The organism is Cellulomonas palmilytica, assembly GCF_021590045.1.
Classification (GTDB): domain Bacteria; phylum Actinomycetota; class Actinomycetes; order Actinomycetales; family Cellulomonadaceae; genus Cellulomonas; species Cellulomonas palmilytica.
Genome location: NZ_CP062221.1, coordinates 3804493 through 3818713 on the forward strand (window position 1 = coordinate 3804493; position 14221 = coordinate 3818713).

At 73.1% G+C, this 14221-nt stretch carries 14 protein-coding genes; 9 read left to right on the top strand and 5 right to left on the bottom strand.

Annotation, left to right across the window (positions count from 1 at the left end; genetic code table 11):
* Positions 1 to 320 precede the first annotated feature (320 nt).
* Positions 321 to 941 carry a DUF47 domain-containing protein gene (locus F1D97_RS17230; RefSeq protein ID WP_236121693.1) on the top strand — a complete coding sequence of 207 codons (621 nt, stop codon included), beginning with the start codon at positions 321 to 323 and terminating at the stop codon, positions 939 to 941.
* A gap of 6 nt (positions 942 to 947) precedes the next feature.
* Entirely contained in the window at positions 948 to 1952 is a 1005-nt protein-coding gene (locus F1D97_RS17235; protein ID WP_236121694.1) for an inorganic phosphate transporter, read from the top strand.
* A gap of 27 nt (positions 1953 to 1979) precedes the next feature.
* Here the strand turns inward: F1D97_RS17235 and F1D97_RS17240 are convergent, their stop codons facing one another.
* Positions 1980 to 2579: a hypothetical protein gene (locus F1D97_RS17240; protein WP_396022602.1), complete on the bottom strand. Its 600-nt coding sequence runs from the start codon at positions 2577 to 2579 to the stop codon at positions 1980 to 1982.
* A 189-nt stretch (positions 2580 to 2768) separates the two neighbouring features.
* Here F1D97_RS17240 and F1D97_RS17245 point away from each other — a divergent pair, with 189 nt between their 5' ends.
* From F1D97_RS17245 to F1D97_RS17255, 3 genes are all read left to right on the top strand, one after another.
* Entirely contained in the window at positions 2769 to 4298 is a 1530-nt protein-coding gene (locus F1D97_RS17245) for a sugar porter family MFS transporter (RefSeq protein WP_236121696.1), read from the top strand.
* A 142-nt stretch (positions 4299 to 4440) separates the two neighbouring features.
* Complete coding sequence (locus F1D97_RS17250) at positions 4441 to 4917, top strand: MarR family winged helix-turn-helix transcriptional regulator (protein WP_236121697.1); 477 nt, start codon at positions 4441 to 4443, stop codon at positions 4915 to 4917.
* Between the two features lie 169 nt (positions 4918 to 5086).
* On the top strand, positions 5087 to 6745 hold the full coding sequence (locus tag F1D97_RS17255) for an MDR family MFS transporter (RefSeq protein WP_236123653.1): 1659 nt from the start codon (positions 5087 to 5089) through the stop codon (positions 6743 to 6745).
* 57 nt (positions 6746 to 6802) lie between these two features.
* Here F1D97_RS17255 and F1D97_RS17260 read toward each other — a convergent pair whose 3' ends face one another.
* The 3 genes from F1D97_RS17260 to msrB form a co-directional block, all read right to left on the bottom strand.
* Positions 6803 to 7276 (bottom strand): MarR family winged helix-turn-helix transcriptional regulator, encoded by a 474-nt coding sequence (locus F1D97_RS17260; protein ID WP_236123654.1) that lies wholly within the window; start codon positions 7274 to 7276, stop codon positions 6803 to 6805.
* 125 nt (positions 7277 to 7401) lie between these two features.
* Positions 7402 to 8154, bottom strand: a complete 753-nt coding sequence (locus F1D97_RS17265) for a nuclease-related domain-containing protein (RefSeq protein WP_236121698.1) — start codon at positions 8152 to 8154, stop codon at positions 7402 to 7404.
* Between the two features lie 168 nt (positions 8155 to 8322).
* On the bottom strand, positions 8323 to 8748 hold the full coding sequence (msrB, locus tag F1D97_RS17270) for a peptide-methionine (R)-S-oxide reductase MsrB (protein ID WP_236121699.1): 426 nt from the start codon (positions 8746 to 8748) through the stop codon (positions 8323 to 8325).
* 159 nt (positions 8749 to 8907) lie between these two features.
* Here msrB and F1D97_RS17275 point away from each other — a divergent pair, with 159 nt between their 5' ends.
* The 4 genes from F1D97_RS17275 (at position 8908) to F1D97_RS17290 (ending at position 12734) form a co-directional block, all read left to right on the top strand.
* Entirely contained in the window at positions 8908 to 10992 is a 2085-nt protein-coding gene (locus tag F1D97_RS17275) for a putative bifunctional diguanylate cyclase/phosphodiesterase (RefSeq protein WP_236121700.1), read from the top strand.
* Between the two features lie 108 nt (positions 10993 to 11100).
* The gene (locus F1D97_RS17280) at positions 11101 to 11781 is read left to right on the top strand and encodes a CalY family protein (RefSeq protein ID WP_236121701.1); all 681 of its coding nucleotides are present in this window, start codon (positions 11101 to 11103) and stop codon (positions 11779 to 11781) included.
* Between the two features lie 10 nt (positions 11782 to 11791).
* On the top strand, positions 11792 to 12511 hold the full coding sequence (locus tag F1D97_RS17285) for a signal peptidase I (RefSeq protein WP_236121702.1): 720 nt from the start codon (positions 11792 to 11794) through the stop codon (positions 12509 to 12511).
* Positions 12504 to 12734, top strand: a complete 231-nt coding sequence (locus tag F1D97_RS17290; RefSeq protein WP_236121703.1) for a hypothetical protein — start codon at positions 12504 to 12506, stop codon at positions 12732 to 12734. The genes F1D97_RS17285 and F1D97_RS17290 overlap by 8 nt, the downstream gene beginning before the upstream one ends.
* Before the next feature lie 4 nt (positions 12735 to 12738).
* Here F1D97_RS17290 and F1D97_RS17295 read toward each other — a convergent pair whose 3' ends face one another.
* Positions 12739 to 14133 (bottom strand): FAD-binding oxidoreductase, encoded by a 1395-nt coding sequence (locus F1D97_RS17295; protein ID WP_236121704.1) that lies wholly within the window; start codon positions 14131 to 14133, stop codon positions 12739 to 12741.
* Positions 14134 to 14221: the final 88 nt, after the last annotated feature.

The following is a 14221-nucleotide window of genomic DNA, read 5'->3' on the forward strand; positions in this document are numbered from 1 at the left end:
GTCGATCCGGCACCGGCAGGGACTTACGATGGTCGAGCGACGCCGGGCCGCGGTAGCCCCGGGCTCCATCTTCAGCCGCTCCGAGCGGCCGCGCGCCGAGAGGCGCTCCCGGTCCGGCGTCGCGCCCACGGCCACCCGGTCGTGGGTCCGGGCACGCCCCCCGCGCCCGGACTTCCGAACCAGTTCCGGAGCAGGAGAACCCCAGCGGATGACAGACCTCTGCTGTCACCATGGGTTCACGCCCGCGACTCGCGTTTCACGTGAGCGTCGTCGTGCAACTAGCCTGATCCCGACCTGCCGCCCCTCCTCCGGAGCCTGAAGTGCGCCTGCGCCTGACACCGCGCGACACCACGTTCTTCGACCTCTTCGCCGCCTCGGCGCAGCACCTCGTCACCGGGGCCAACCTGCTCGGCGAGATGCTCGGTGCGACCACCGCCGGACGCAAGGAGCTCGGCAAGCGCATCGCCGAGGCCGAGCACCTGGCCGACGAGGCGACGCACCAGATCATGCGTCGTCTGAACCAGACGTTCGTCACCCCGTTCGACCGCGACGACATCTACCAGCTCGCGTCGAACCTCGACGACTGCATGGACTACATGGACGAGGCCGCCGACCTCATGGTCCTGTACAAGATCGGCGAGCTGCCCCCGCGCGTCGCCGACCAGGTGCAGGTCCTGCAGCGGTCGGCCGAGCTGACCGCCGAGGCCATGCCGCGCCTGCGCTCGATGGACTCGCTCTCGGAGTACTGGGTCGAGGTCAACCGCCTCGAGAACCAGGCCGACAAGTCGTACCGCAAGCTGCTCGCGCAGATGTTCGACGAGATCGCCGACCCGATCCAGCTCATGAAGCTGAAGGAGATCGTCGAGAAGCTCGAGGAGGCCGCGGACGCCTTCGAGAAGGTCGCGAACACGGTCGAGACGATCGCGGTCAAGGAGTCCTGAGCTCCCGTGGAGGCTGCTCTCGTCATTCTCGTCGTCGCGCTCGCGCTCGGGTTCGACTACACCAACGGTTTCCACGACGCCGCGAACGCCATCGCGACCTCCGTGTCGACCCGCGCCCTGACCCCGCGCATCGCGCTCGTCATGGCCGCCGTCATGAACTTCGTCGGTGCGATGCTCGGCACGACCGTGGCCGAGACGATCGCGACGTCGATCGTCGACCTGCAGGAAGCGTCGAACCACAGCGCGTTGCTCGTGATCGTCTGCGGGCTCGTCGGCGCGATCGTCTGGAACCTCATCACCTGGTGGTTCGGCCTGCCGTCGTCGTCGACGCACGCGCTCATCGGCGGGCTCGTCGGTGCGGGTCTCGCGGCGAGCCTCGGCGTCTACTGGGGCGCGGTGTTCGACAAGGTCGTCGTGCCGATGGTCGTCTCGCCGGTCGTCGGCTTCACGCTCGCGTTCTTCCTCATGGTCGGCGTGCTGTGGCTGCTGCGGAACGCCGCGCCCGCCCGCACGCAGCGCCGGTTCCGCTTCGCGCAGACGTTCTCCGCCGCGGCGATGGCCCTGGGGCACGGCCTGCAGGACGCGCAGAAGACCATGGGCGTCATCTACCTCGCGCTGCTGACGGTCGGCTGGGCCGACGCGGACGAGGGCATCCCGCTGTGGGTCAAGGTCTCCGCGGCTGCCGCGATCTCCGCGGGCACCTACTCGGGCGGCTGGCGCATCATGCGCACGCTCGGCCGCAAGATCATCGAGGTCGACCCGGCGCGCGGGTTCGTCGCCGAGTCCGTCTCCGCGACGGTGCTGTACGTCATGGCGATGGGCCTGCACGCCCCGGTCTCGACGACGCACACCGTGACCTCGGCGATCATGGGCGTCGGCGCGACCAAGCGCGCGTCCGCCGTGCGCTGGGGCGTCGCGAAGAACATCGCGACGGCGTGGGTGCTGACGATCCCGGCGGCCGCACTCGTCGCGGCGCTCGTGACGCTCGCGCTCAGCCCGCTGATCGGCTGACGACCCCGCCCGCGGAGCCCCGGCCGCTCACTCCAGGCGGCCGGCGCGCCACAGCTGCGCGGCGTGCTCGAGCTCCTCGGCCGTGCGCAGCAGCGCCGACGCGCCGTACGTGAGGCGCGCGGCGCCGCGCGGGTCGACGTCGTCCAGGTGGTCCGCGTCGAACGCCGCACCCGCCGCGAGCACGCGCGCGAACGCGGCGGCGCGCTCCAGCGCCACGTCCAGGTCGCCGGTGTAGACGCCCGAGAGCACCGCGTCGGCGACCGCGCGCACGTCGTCGGGACCCGGTGCCTGCGCGACCCCCGCGACGGCGTCGTGCACCGGGACCGCCGCCACGCCCTGCCGGTACCGGTCGGCGATGGTCTCCGGGTCGCGGCGCACCCACTCGCGCAGCACGTACAGGCGCCACAACGCACCGGGCAGCGTCGAGGGCGCGCTGTCGGACCACAGGCCCGCGACGACGTCGAGGCCCTCGGTCTCGACGAGCGCGACGAGCCGGGCCACGACCTGCGGGTCCTCGGTCGCGCGCCCCTGGTGCACGAGCGCGGCGGCGGTGGTGTGGGCGATCTCGTCCCGCAGCGCGGGGTCGAGCTCGCCGGGCAGCTCGTCGGCGGCCTGGGGGTCGAGCATCGCGGGACGCCGGGGACGGCGCGGTTCGTCGGTCATCGTCACCTCCGCCCCCAGTCTCCCCCGACCGGGCCCCGCGGTCCCGCGGTCCGGGCGGGCCTCCGTCTCGACGTGCAGCGTTGCACCGTCCGGTCCACTGTGGGACTCGGGGCGTCGCGACCAGGCAGCGACGCGACGAGAGGGGCGTGCACCATGTCCGAAGGTCCGGACGCGACCCGCAGCGACGCGGGCGGCGGGCCGGGCGGCGCAGGGGGTCCCACGGACGCTCGACGCAGCCCGCACCACAACAAGGCGATCGCGCTCGCGGTCGCCGCGGCGGTCGGCGGTTTCCTGTTCGGCTTCGACTCGTCCGTGATCAACGGGGCGGTCAAGGCCTTCACCGAGGAGTTCGCGCTCGGCGACGCGCTGTCCGGGTTCGCGGTCGCGGTCGCGCTGCTCGGCTGCGCGCTCGGCGCGTGGATGGGCGGCCGTCTCGCGGACCGCTACGGCCGCACGCGCGTCATGTTCATCGGCGCGGTGCTGTTCTTCGTCTCGTCGATCCTGTCCGGCATCGCGTTCGGCGTGTGGGACCTGATCCTGTGGCGCTTCCTCGCGGGTGGCGGCATCGGCATCGCGTCGGTGATCGCGCCGGCGTACATCGCCGAGATCGCACCTGCGGCGATCCGCGGCCGGCTGGGCTCGCTGCAGCAGCTCGCGATCGTCATCGGCATCTTCGCGGCGCTGCTGTCCGACCAGCTGCTCGCGCTCGCGACGCCCGGCGAGGGCGCCGACGCGGCGGGCGAGCTGTGGCTCGGGCTCGAGGCGTGGCGGTGGATGTTCATCGTCGCGGTCGTCCCCGCGACCGTGTACGGGATCCTCGCGCTACGCATCCCCGAGTCGCCGCGCTACCTGGTGAGCAAGGGCCGCCAGGACGAGGCGCTCGCGGTGCTGACGGACGTGCTCGGCACGCGCGAGGAGGCGGTCAGCCGCGTGGCCGAGATCGAGCACACGATCCGCACGGACGAGGACGCGCCGAAGGCCAGCCTGCGCGGGCCGCGGTTCGGCCTGCTGCCGGTGGTGTGGGTCGGGATCCTGCTGTCGGTGTTCCAGCAGTTCGTCGGGATCAACGTGATCTTCTACTACTCGAACACGCTGTGGCAGGCGGTCGGGTTCGACGAGAGCGACTCGTTCACGATCTCGACGATCACGTCGGTCACCAACGTCGTCGTCACGTTCATCGCGATCGCGCTGGTCGACAAGGTCGGCCGCCGCCCGCTGCTGCTGATCGGCTCCGCCGGCATGGCGGCGTGCCTGGCGATCATGGCGATCGCGTTCCTCAACTCCTACGAGGTCCCCGACCCCGAGAACGCGGGCGAGGTCCTGACGCAGCTGCCCGACGGCTGGGGCACGACCGCGCTGATCGCGGCGAACGCGTTCGTCGTGTTCTTCGGGGCGACGTGGGGGCCGCTCGTGTGGGTGCTGCTCGGCGAGATGTTCCCGAACCGGATCCGGGCCGCGGCACTCGGGGTCGCGGCCGCCGCGCAGTGGATCGCGAACTTCCTCATCACGATCTCGTTCCCGCCGCTGCTGGGGGCGTTCGGTGCGTCGGTGCCGTACTTCATGTACGCGATGTTCGCGGCGCTGTCGTTCGTCTTCGTGCTGTGGCGCGTCCCCGAGACGAAGGGCGTCGAGCTCGAGGACATGGAGGGCGTCAAGGTCCAGCGCCGGGGGCAGCCGGCCTGACGGCTCACCGGGCGTCCCCGACGAGCGCCGCCTCCCCACCGGGGGCGGCGTTCGTCGTGTGAGCCACGAGACGGCGCTATTCGTTGCATGCTGCACGCATCGGGTCGTACAGTTGCATGCAGCAACCACCAGTGAGGACCGTGTGACCACCCACCAGCAGAACCCCGAGCTCGCGATGCTCCGCGCCGCGGAGACGTTCTGGCGCACGCTGCGCGACGCGAGCGGACCGCTCGTCCGGGGCGCCGACTGCAGCCGGGCCGCCGCCGCGCTCATCCGCATGCTCGCGACGCGCACCCGCGAGGGGAACCCCACCCAGGTCGGCGACGTCGCGCACCTCATGCGCGTGGACACGTCCGTCGCCAGCCGGCAGGTCAGCCAGCTCGTCGACGACGGCCTCGTCGAGCGCCTCGTCGACACCGACGACCGTCGTGCCCGCACGCTGCACCTCACCCCCGCCGGCGTCGCCCGCGCCCAGGAGATCGAGACACGCCTCGCGCAGCGCACGGCCGAGCTGTTCGCCGACTGGGACGCGCACGACCTCGCGACCGCGACCGAGGTGCTCGTGCGGCTCAGCGCGACGTTCGACCGCGCCAGCGTCCACGAGCGCGCACCGGCCTGACCGACCCGGGCCAGAACGACCCGCACCTGAACCCGCCGACGACGCCGGGCGCCCGACCACGAAGAGAACCAGGAAGACCGTGCCCCAGGACCCCACCGCCGTGCAGCAGCACCCCACCCCGCCCGACGAGCTCACCGCCACCACCACGGACTCCGCCGCCGCCCCGGCCATGACGCGCCGCGAGGTGCTCGAGGCGCTGTCCGGCATCCTGCTCGGGATGTTCGTCTCGATGCTCGCGACGAGCGTCGTGTCCTCCTCGCTCCCCCGCATCATCACCGACCTCGGCGGCAGCCAGTCCGCGTTCACGTGGGTCGTCACCGCGACGCTGCTCACGACGACGATCTCCACCCCGATCTGGGGCAAGCTCGCCGACCTCATGAGCCGCAAGCTGCTCGTGCAGCTCGCGCTCGCCGTGACCGTCGTGTCGTCCGCGCTCGCGGGGCTCGCGCACAACACCGACATGCTCATCGCGATGCGCGCCCTGCAGGGCATCGGCGCGGGCGGCATGACCGCGCTCGGCACCGTGCTGATCGCGGACATCATCAGCCCGCGCGAGCGCGGCCGGTACATGGGCCTCATGGGCGCGATCATGGGCATCTCGATGGTCGGCGGGCCGCTGCTCGGCGGCGTCATCACCGACTCGTCGCTCACCTGGCGCGCCAACTTCTTCGTCGGCCTGCCGTTCGCGATCTTCGCGATCGTCGTGCTGCAGCGCACGCTGCACCTGCCCGCCGCCGCGCGCCGCGTGGTGCGGATCGACTACTGGGGCGCCACGCTGATCTCGGTCGGCATCGCGCTGCTCCTGCTGTGGATCACGTTCGCCGGCAGCTCGTTCGACTGGGCCTCGTGGCAGACCGCCGCGATGGTCGGCGGCGCCGTCGTCACGCTCGCCGCCGCGCTGTGGGTCGAGTCCCGCGCCGCGGAGCCGATCATCCCGCTGCACCTGTTCCGCAACCGCACGCTCGTGCTGGCCGTCGTCGCGAGCATCGCGGTCGGCATCGCGATGTTCGGCACCTCGGTGTTCCTCAGCCAGTACATGCAGCTCGCGCGCGGCAAGACCCCGACGGAGTCGGGGCTCATGACGATCCCGATGATCGCGGGCGTGCTGGTCTCCTCGACCGTGTCCGGCCAGATCATCTCCAAGACCGGCCGCTACAAGGCGTTCATGATCTGGGGCGCCGCGGTGCTCACCGCGGGCATCGGCCTCATGGGCACGATCCACTACGACACGAGCTTCGTGCTCGTGAGCGCCTACATGGTGATCCTCGGTGCGGGCGTCGGGATGCTCATGCAGAACCTCGTGCTCGCCGTGCAGAACACGCTGCACGTCTCCGAGGTGGGCTCCGGCACGTCGACCGTCGCGTTCTTCCGCACGCTCGGCGGCGCTATCGGCGTCTCGGTGCTCGGCGCGGTCCTGTCGAACCGCTCGACCGACTACATCGTCTCCGGCCTCGGCAAGCTCGGCATCGACCCGGGCGCCATGGGCGGCGACGGCACGCTGCCGGACCTCGCGACGCTCCCCGGCCCGGTGCGCACGGTCGTCGAGCAGGCGTTCGGCGACGCGATCGCGGACCTGTTCCTGCTCGCCGCGCCCGTCGCGCTGGTGTCGCTCGTCGCGGTGCTGTTCCTCAAGGAGGTCCCGCTCGGACGCCGCTCCGGCGTCGAGCAGCTCCTCGAGGAGCAGCAGGCGGAGGAGCCGGCGCACGCGTCGGCGCACGGGTCGGCACACGGGTCGGCACAGGAGGCCGTCGCCGAGGTCGTGCACGACACGGCCGCGACGATCGCCCCGGTGACCGACGAGCTCGCGGGCGAGCCGCGCCGCGGCTGACCGATCACCAGCACGTCGAGGGGGTGGGCCCGACCGGGCTCGCCCCCTCGTCGCGCGTCAGGCGTGCGAGCGCTCCGGCGTCGCGGGCTGCGTCGCCCACGCGGAGGACAGGTCACGGTTGAGGCGGCCGAGCTGCGCGGTGAGCTGCGCGATCTGCTCGGGCGCCCAGTCCTCGAGCGCACGGGCCAGGAAGTCGGTGCGCGCCTGCTGCGCGGCGGCGAGCCGCGTCGAACCCTCGGGCGTGAGCGCCAGGAGCTGGCCGCGGAAGTCGTCCGGGTCCGGCGAACGCGTCAGCAGACCCAGCGCGCCGAGCCGCGCGAGCTGGCGGGACATCGTCCCGCGGCCCACGCCGATGTACGCGGCGAGGTCGCTCGCGCGCACGCCCGGGGTCCGCTCGATGAGCGCGAGGAGCTCGTACGCCGAGGGCTCGAGCTCGGGGTGCACCCGCCGCGCCATCGCCGTCGACGACGCGGTCGCACGGCGGAGGAACAAGCCGAGCTCACGCTCGAGCTGCTGCAGGTCGTCGTCCATCACGCGCACATCTTGGCGCGTCCGACCCTCTCGTGGGAACGGTTCATCGGGCCGACATCCGACGGATCGGGTGAACGTTCTGCGCCGGTCCGTGCGGGATCGCCCGGATCGGGAGCATCTGGACGCTATCGCGTCCAGGTCACGCGCTGCCGGGCGACGTGCGCGATGGCCGCGACCCGGTCCGGCTCGAGCACGGGCGCGAGGCCCCGGACCGTGCGCGGCAGCGCGCCACGCGTCACGACGATCGGCTCGGTCGGGTCCGCCGGACCCTCGACCTGGAGCTCGCCGCGGACGACGACGAGCGAGCGCACCGTGATGTCGGCGCACCCCGCGCGCAGCAGCAGACCCTGCACGCGTGCGGCCTCCATGCGGGCGGCGTGCAGGTGCCCGACCGACGTCCCGTCGATCGTCATGCGCCGGCCGTGGACCACGACCTGCTCGCCCGGCGCGCCGCGCTCCGCGACCGTGAGGATGCCGCCGGGACCGACGAGAAGGTGCTCGACGACCGTGCCCTGCCGGCCGAGCGGCACGTCGTGCACCACGTGCCAGCCCTCGGCGTACAGACGCTCGAGGCGCGCACGCAGCGGAGCGCCGCGCTCGGCGCGGGGCTCGTCCGTGGCGCCGAGCCACGCGTGCAGCGCCGACCGCTCGGGCTCGCCGAACGGCTGGCGGGGCATCGGGAGCGTGATCTCGTTGCCGTCCCCGCGCAGGAACGCCTGCGCCGCGCGGCGCAGCCCCTCCTCGAGCTCCGGCTCCTCGACGACCACCTCGCCCGACTGCAGGTCGATCGAGCCGACGCGTGCGCCGGTCTCGTGGGTCACGAACAGCCGGTCGGCGCCGTACCGCCGCCACCGTCGCACCGTGAGCACCTCGTCCACGGTGTCATTATCGGCGCGTGAGGGCCCCGGCTTCAGCCCGTCTCGCAGGTTCGGACGGCGTGTCGACCGAACGGATCAGGCGTGTCGTCCGGCGGTGGTCCCACGAGTGCTCCCGGCACACGAGCCGCGTGCCGGGAGCCTCCGATCGGCTGACCGCCCGTCCGGGCGTCAGCCCGGGACGCCCTGGCCGGTCTCGGTGGCCGGCTCGAACGTCAGGCTCACCGAGTTCATGCAGAAGCGATCCCCGGTCGGCGTCTGCGGCGCGTCGTCGAACACGTGGCCCAGGTGCGAGCCGCACCGCGCGCAGCGCACCTCGGTGCGGACCATCCCGTGCGACCGGTCCTCGATCAGCTCCACCGCGTCGCCCGCGAGCGGCGTGAAGAAGCTCGGCCACCCGCAGTGCGAGTCGAACTTCGCGTCCGACGAGAACAGCTCGCCGCCGCACGCGCGACACCGGTAGACACCGCGGCGCTTCTCGTCGAGCAGCGCCCCCGTCCACGCGCGCTCCGTGCCCGCGCGGCGCAGCACCGCGAACTCCTGCGGCGCCAGCTCGAGCGCCCACTGCTCGTCGGTCTTCGTGACCTCGTACGTCACGTGCCCACCTCCTCGTCACGACGCGCGTCGTGCGCGTCGTCCGACGCTTCCAACACGACCACACCCACGGTCGTTCCCGCGCGTCGAGGACACCCGGTGCTCGCTCGCGGCGCCGCCACCGCCTAACCTCCCGTAGGGACCCGACCGGAGGGAGGCCCCGTGGCGCGAGGCGCCGCACGGCGACGCTGGTCGCTCACGCGCTACTTCGGCGTGGTGAGCTTCGTCGCCATGTCCGCCCTCGGGTTCGCGCTCGTGTGGATGACCGGGCGCGTGATGCACGAGCAGTCCGTGGGCGACGGCACGCAGTCCGCGAGCTCGGTCATGGCGTACGCCGCGGCGCCCCTGCCGCCCGAGGCGTTCGACATCGCGGTCCTCAGCGACTCGGAGCGCGAGGCGGTGTCCAGCGCGACGTCGCTGTTCTCCTCACGCCTCGTCGGCCTGCGGCTGTGGAGCACCGCGGGCGCCCTCATGTACAGCTCGACCGACGAGACCGTCGGCTTCCCCGACACCGAGCGGCTGGCCCAGGTGCTCGCCACCGGCGAGCCCGACGCGCGGGTGCTCGACGACGTCAGCCAGGTCGACGCGAGCGCCCCGGGCGCGACCGTCACCGAGGTGCTCGACGTGTACGTGCCCGTGCGGGAGTCGGACGCGCGCGACCTCGCGGGCTCGGTGATCGGCACCCCCCTGCCCACCCCCTCGCCGGGGACGGACGAGGACCCGGTGATCGGCGCGGCCGAGGTCGTGCTCGACCACACCGAGGCCGTCAAGACGCTCGCGCAGGCGCGCGGGACGGTCACGCTCGTCGTCGCCGGCGGGCTCGTCGCGCTGTGGGTGCTGCTGTTCCGCACGGTCCACGCGACGTCGAAGCGGCTGCAGGCGTCCGCGATGGAGAACGCCCGGCTCGCGCTGCTCGACTCGCTCACCGGGCTGCCGAACCGCCGTCTGCTGGCCGACCGCATGCGCCGCGACGTCGCCGAGGCGCTGCGGTCCGGCGGCCGGGTCGGGCTGGTGCTGCTCGACATCGACCGGTTCAAGGACATCAACGACTCGCTCGGCCACGACCACGGCGACGAGCTGCTCGAGCAGGTCGCCGAGCGGCTGCGCGGCGCGCTGCGCGACGAGGACGTCGTCGCGCGGCTCGGCGGCGACGAGTTCGCCGTGCTGCTGCCCGACGTGCGGTCCGTGGCCAACGCCGAGCGGCTCGCGCGTCGGGTGCGCCAGCTGTTCATCCCGCCGTTCCAGCTCGGCGAGATGTCGCTGCACGTCGAGACGTCCGTGGGCGTCGCGTGCATCCCCGACCACGCGAGCGACGCGTCCTCGCTCATGCGCACCGCGGACGTCGCGATGTACTCCGCGAAGCACCACCGCACGGGCGTCGCCGTGTACGACCCCGACGAGGACCACTCCTCGCCGCAGCGGCTCGTCCTGCTCGGCGACCTGCACCAGGCGATCGAGGCGCCCGTCGGCGACTCCGAGCTCGTCATGCACTACCAGCCGAAGGTCGCCCTCGAGACGGGCAGGCCCGTCGGCTACGAGGCGCTCATGCGCTGGGACCACCCCACGCGCGGCCTCCTGCTGCCCGGGGCGTTCATCCCGCTCGCGGAGCAGTCCGGCCTCATCCACGACCTCACGCGGTTCGCGCTGACCAGCGCGATCACGCAGCTCGCGCGGTGGCGCGAGGCCGGCACGCCGCTGCCCGTCGCGGTCAACCTGTCCGCGCACGACGTCACGACGACCGCGGTGGTCGACTCGATCGAGCGGCTCCTGACCGAGCACGACGTGCCCGCCGAGCTGCTCGAGGTCGAGATCACCGAGACCGCGCTCGTCGCCGACCCGTCGCGCATCGTGCCCGTGCTCGAGCGGCTCGGGGCGCTCGGTGTGCACGTCGCGATCGACGACTTCGGCATCGGCAACACGTCCATCTCGCAGCTGCGCGACCTGCCCGTCGGAGAGCTCAAGATCGACCGGCTGTTCGTCGCGGACCTGCGCTCCGGCGACGGGGAGCGCTCCGAGGTCGTCGTGCAGGCCATGGTCGACCTGGCGCACTCGTTCGGGCTGCGCGTCGTCGCCGAGGGCGTCGAGGACGAGGACACCGCCGCCACGCTGCGCCGGCTCGGCGTGGACCGCGCGCAGGGGTTCCTCTACTCCCCCGCCGTGCCCCCCGAGGACGTGCCCGCGCCGCTCGGCCCGGGGCGCGAGCGCGGCACGCGCGCGTCACGCGTGCGGGGCGTGCGCGGCGCGTGAGATCATCCGGATGAAGTCGGGCCAACTGCTCAAGTCGCTGGCGGGCGTGCCGATGTTCCGAGTACCCGTGGTGTCAGCCGCGACCCGACCGAGGGGGAGAACAGCACGATGATGGACGACCTGATCGAGGAGATGGTCAACCCTGCCCCGGCGCAGGCCGACAAGGCCCGTCGGCGGCGCCTGTGGGCGACCGTCTCGATCCTGGGCCTCGCCGCCCTGGGGGTCACGTCGCTCACCACGTCCGCGCTGTTCACCGACCTGGAGACGACGAACGACGCGATCACGACCGGTCGGGTCAACCTCGAGCTGGGCCAGTTCGAGTTCTCCGTGCCGGTCGACAACATGCTCCCCGGCGCGTCCGTCGTCGCGCCGGTCACGGTCACGAACAACGGCTCGCTGCGCTACCAGTACGCGATCAGCTACCGCGCCGACGACCGCGCGGGCGACACCGCCGACCTGTCGAGCGCTCTGCGCGTGAGCATCTACGACACCTCCACCTGCACGCTCGCGGGTACCGCGACGGCGACCGCCCGCATCGGCCAGAGCGGCGCCCCGGGGACGTTCGGGCTCGCGACGACCGACACCCCGATCGTCGGGACGCCCGGTGTCGACGAGGCGACCGGCAACCGCCACCTGAACGCCACCGCGTCCGAGGACCTGTGCGTGCGGATCGACTTCGACGAGAACGCGGGCAACGCGTTCCAGGACACGTCGACGACGCTCGAGCTCACGTTCGACGCGCGCCAGATCACGTTCGACCCGTCCGACCCCGACGAGTCCGGCGCCTGACCCCTCGGCGATGCCTCGTCCTCCGCGGCACCCGATCCGGCTCGAGGTCGACCGGCGCGCCACTCCCCGCCCGGCCCGCCCCGAGCCGGTGCGGCGTCGGTCGCCCTGGCGGCGGCTGACGTCGGTGGTGCTGTGGACGGTCGTCGCCGTCGGGACGCTCGCGTTCGCGGCGTCGCTCGCGGTGCCGCTGTGGTTCCAGGCGCAGGACCAGCGGCTGCTCATCGTGACGTCCGGGTCGATGGCGCCCGTGTTCGACGCGGGAGACGCGGTCGTCATGCGCAAGGTCGACGACCCGTCGCAGCTCAAGGTCGGCCAGATCATCTCGTTCTGGCCGCTGGGCTCCGAGCACCTCGTCACGCACCGGGTCGTGGACCTGGTCAACCTCCCGAAGCTCGAGCCGGACGCGACCGGCAAGATGGTCGAGGTCCGCGACGCGACCGGCAACGCGCTGACCAGCCCGTACATCGTGACGAAGGGCGACGCGAACGCGGAGAACGACCCGAACGCGACGCCGTACACGCGCGTGCGCGGCATCGTGCTCGACGTGCACCCCGGGTGGGGCTGGGTGCTGCAGTGGGCGAGCTCGCCCGTCGGGCGGGCCGTGATGCTCGTGCCGCCTCTGCTCGCGCTCGGCGTCCTCGAGCTGCTCGCGGTCCGCGAGGCCCGCGCCGGCAGGCCGCGCACCGAGCACCCCGACGACAGGTACCTCGATGCGGTCCTCCATGGCTGAGCACGCGGGGCGCCGCGACGCGGGCACGCGCCGGTCCGCCTTCCTCGCCGTCGACCGGGGGTCGGTGGTCCGGCTCGTCGTGACCGTGCTGCTCGGGCTCGCCGCGCTCGTCGGCCCGCGCCTGACACCCACCTCCGCGCAGTTCACGGACACGGTCGAGGTGCCCGTGACGCTGGGCACGGCGTCGGACTTCGCGGTCGAGGACCCGCCGACCGGTCCCTGAGGGCTCAGTCGCGCAGGCCGCGCGCCGCGAGCAGCACGCCCGACGGGTCGTAGGCGAGCGACAGGGCGTGCAGGCGGGCCGCCACGGCCGGCGGGTGGACCGCCTCGACGAACGCCCGCCCGGACCTGGTCGTGAAGTTCGGCATGCTTCCCGCGCGCGCCCACGGCGCGAGACCCGCGGCGATGCGTCGCGCGTCGTCCGCGACGACGGGGGCGGTCCCCGGTGCCGCGATGCCGGTGGTGAAGACCGAGTACGGCGCGTCGCGGTGCGCGAACGCGCAGTCGTCGCCCGTGCGGACGCGCCCGCCGAGCTGGCGGACCTCGACGACCGCCTGCACGCACGGCGTGCCGGGCCCGACGAGCTCGAGGAACCGCTCGGTGACCTCGGGCCCGAACTCCTCGAGCAGGAACGTCGAGTCGTGCGACGGGATCGGGTCCTCGGGGTCCGCGTGCACCGATGCGATCGCGGCGTACGGCATGACGCCGACCGTGTCGACGAGCGGCGTCGCGGCGGACCGCACGGCGCGGACCAGCTCGCCGCCCTCGTCGGGGTCGCCCGTCCACACGAACCGCACGGCCACCGCGGTGCGGCCGCGCAGCGGCGGGGGCACGAGGTCGAGGTCGGGCAGGCGCAGGACCGCCAGCGACGTCGTGGCCTGCTCGGGCAGGAGCTGCGCCCACACGCCCCACGTGCGCACCACGGCCGCGGCGTCCTCGCCCGCGAAGTAGATCGCGCCGCCGTACACCTGCGACAGCGACGGCAGGTCCAGCTCGACCGCGGTGACGATGCCGAGCGCGCCCTTGCCGCCGCGCAGCGCCCAGAACAGGTCGGCGTTGCGGACGCGGGTCGCGCGTCGCACCTCGCCGTCGCCGGTCACCACCTCGAACGCGTGCACGTGGTCCGACGCGAGGCCGTGCGACCGCGCGAGCGGGCCGACCCCGCCGCCGGTGAGGAGCCCGACGACGCCGACGTGCGTCGACGACCCGCACACGGGAGCGAGCCCGTACGGTGCGGCGGCCTCGAGCACGGCCGACCAGCGCACGCCCGCGCCGATGCGGGCCCGGCACTGGACGAGGTCGATCGTGAGCTCGTCGAGCGTCGCGGTGGACACGAGCAGCGCGCCGTCCATGGTGTCGGTCGGGCCGTGGCCCGTCCCCTGCACGCCGACGCGCACGCCGAACGCGGCGGCGAGGCGCAGCGTGGTCGCGACCTCGGAGGCGTCCGTGGCCTCGACGACCGCGAGCGGGCCGAGCGTGAGGGTCGGGTTCTGGGTGCGGGTGAGGCGGGCGTAGGAGGCGGTGCCGGGCAGGTGCACGCGCGAGACCGCGTCCGTCAGGGCGCGCACCGCGGCGTCGCCGGCGGGGCGGTAGCCCGCGTCGATCGGCGTCGTGCTGGTCATGGGTGATGTCCTGTCGTCGTCCGTCGGTGCGCCGGGGCGGCGCACGGAACAGCAGGACACGCGTCCACGACGTCTGATACGTCCCATG

Bases quoted from the DNA above. Each gene is read 5' to 3' on its own strand.
- F1D97_RS17295 (WP_236121704.1), bottom strand. From the start codon at position 14,133: ATGACCAGCACGACGCCGATCGACGCGGGCTACCGCCCCGCCGGCGAC.
- F1D97_RS17280 (WP_236121701.1), top strand. From the start codon at position 11,101: ATGATGGACGACCTGATCGAGGAGATGGTCAACCCTGCCCCGGCGCAG.
- F1D97_RS17290 (WP_236121703.1), top strand. From the start codon at position 12,504: ATGGCTGAGCACGCGGGGCGCCGCGACGCGGGCACGCGCCGGTCCGCC.
- F1D97_RS17245 (WP_236121696.1), top strand. From the start codon at position 2,769: ATGTCCGAAGGTCCGGACGCGACCCGCAGCGACGCGGGCGGCGGGCCG.
- F1D97_RS17260 (WP_236123654.1), bottom strand. From the start codon at position 7,276: ATGGACGACGACCTGCAGCAGCTCGAGCGTGAGCTCGGCTTGTTCCTC.
- F1D97_RS17285 (WP_236121702.1), top strand. From the start codon at position 11,792: ATGCCTCGTCCTCCGCGGCACCCGATCCGGCTCGAGGTCGACCGGCGC.
- F1D97_RS17255 (WP_236123653.1), top strand. From the start codon at position 5,087: ATGACGCGCCGCGAGGTGCTCGAGGCGCTGTCCGGCATCCTGCTCGGG.
- F1D97_RS17240 (WP_396022602.1), bottom strand. From the start codon at position 2,579: ATGCTCGACCCCCAGGCCGCCGACGAGCTGCCCGGCGAGCTCGACCCC.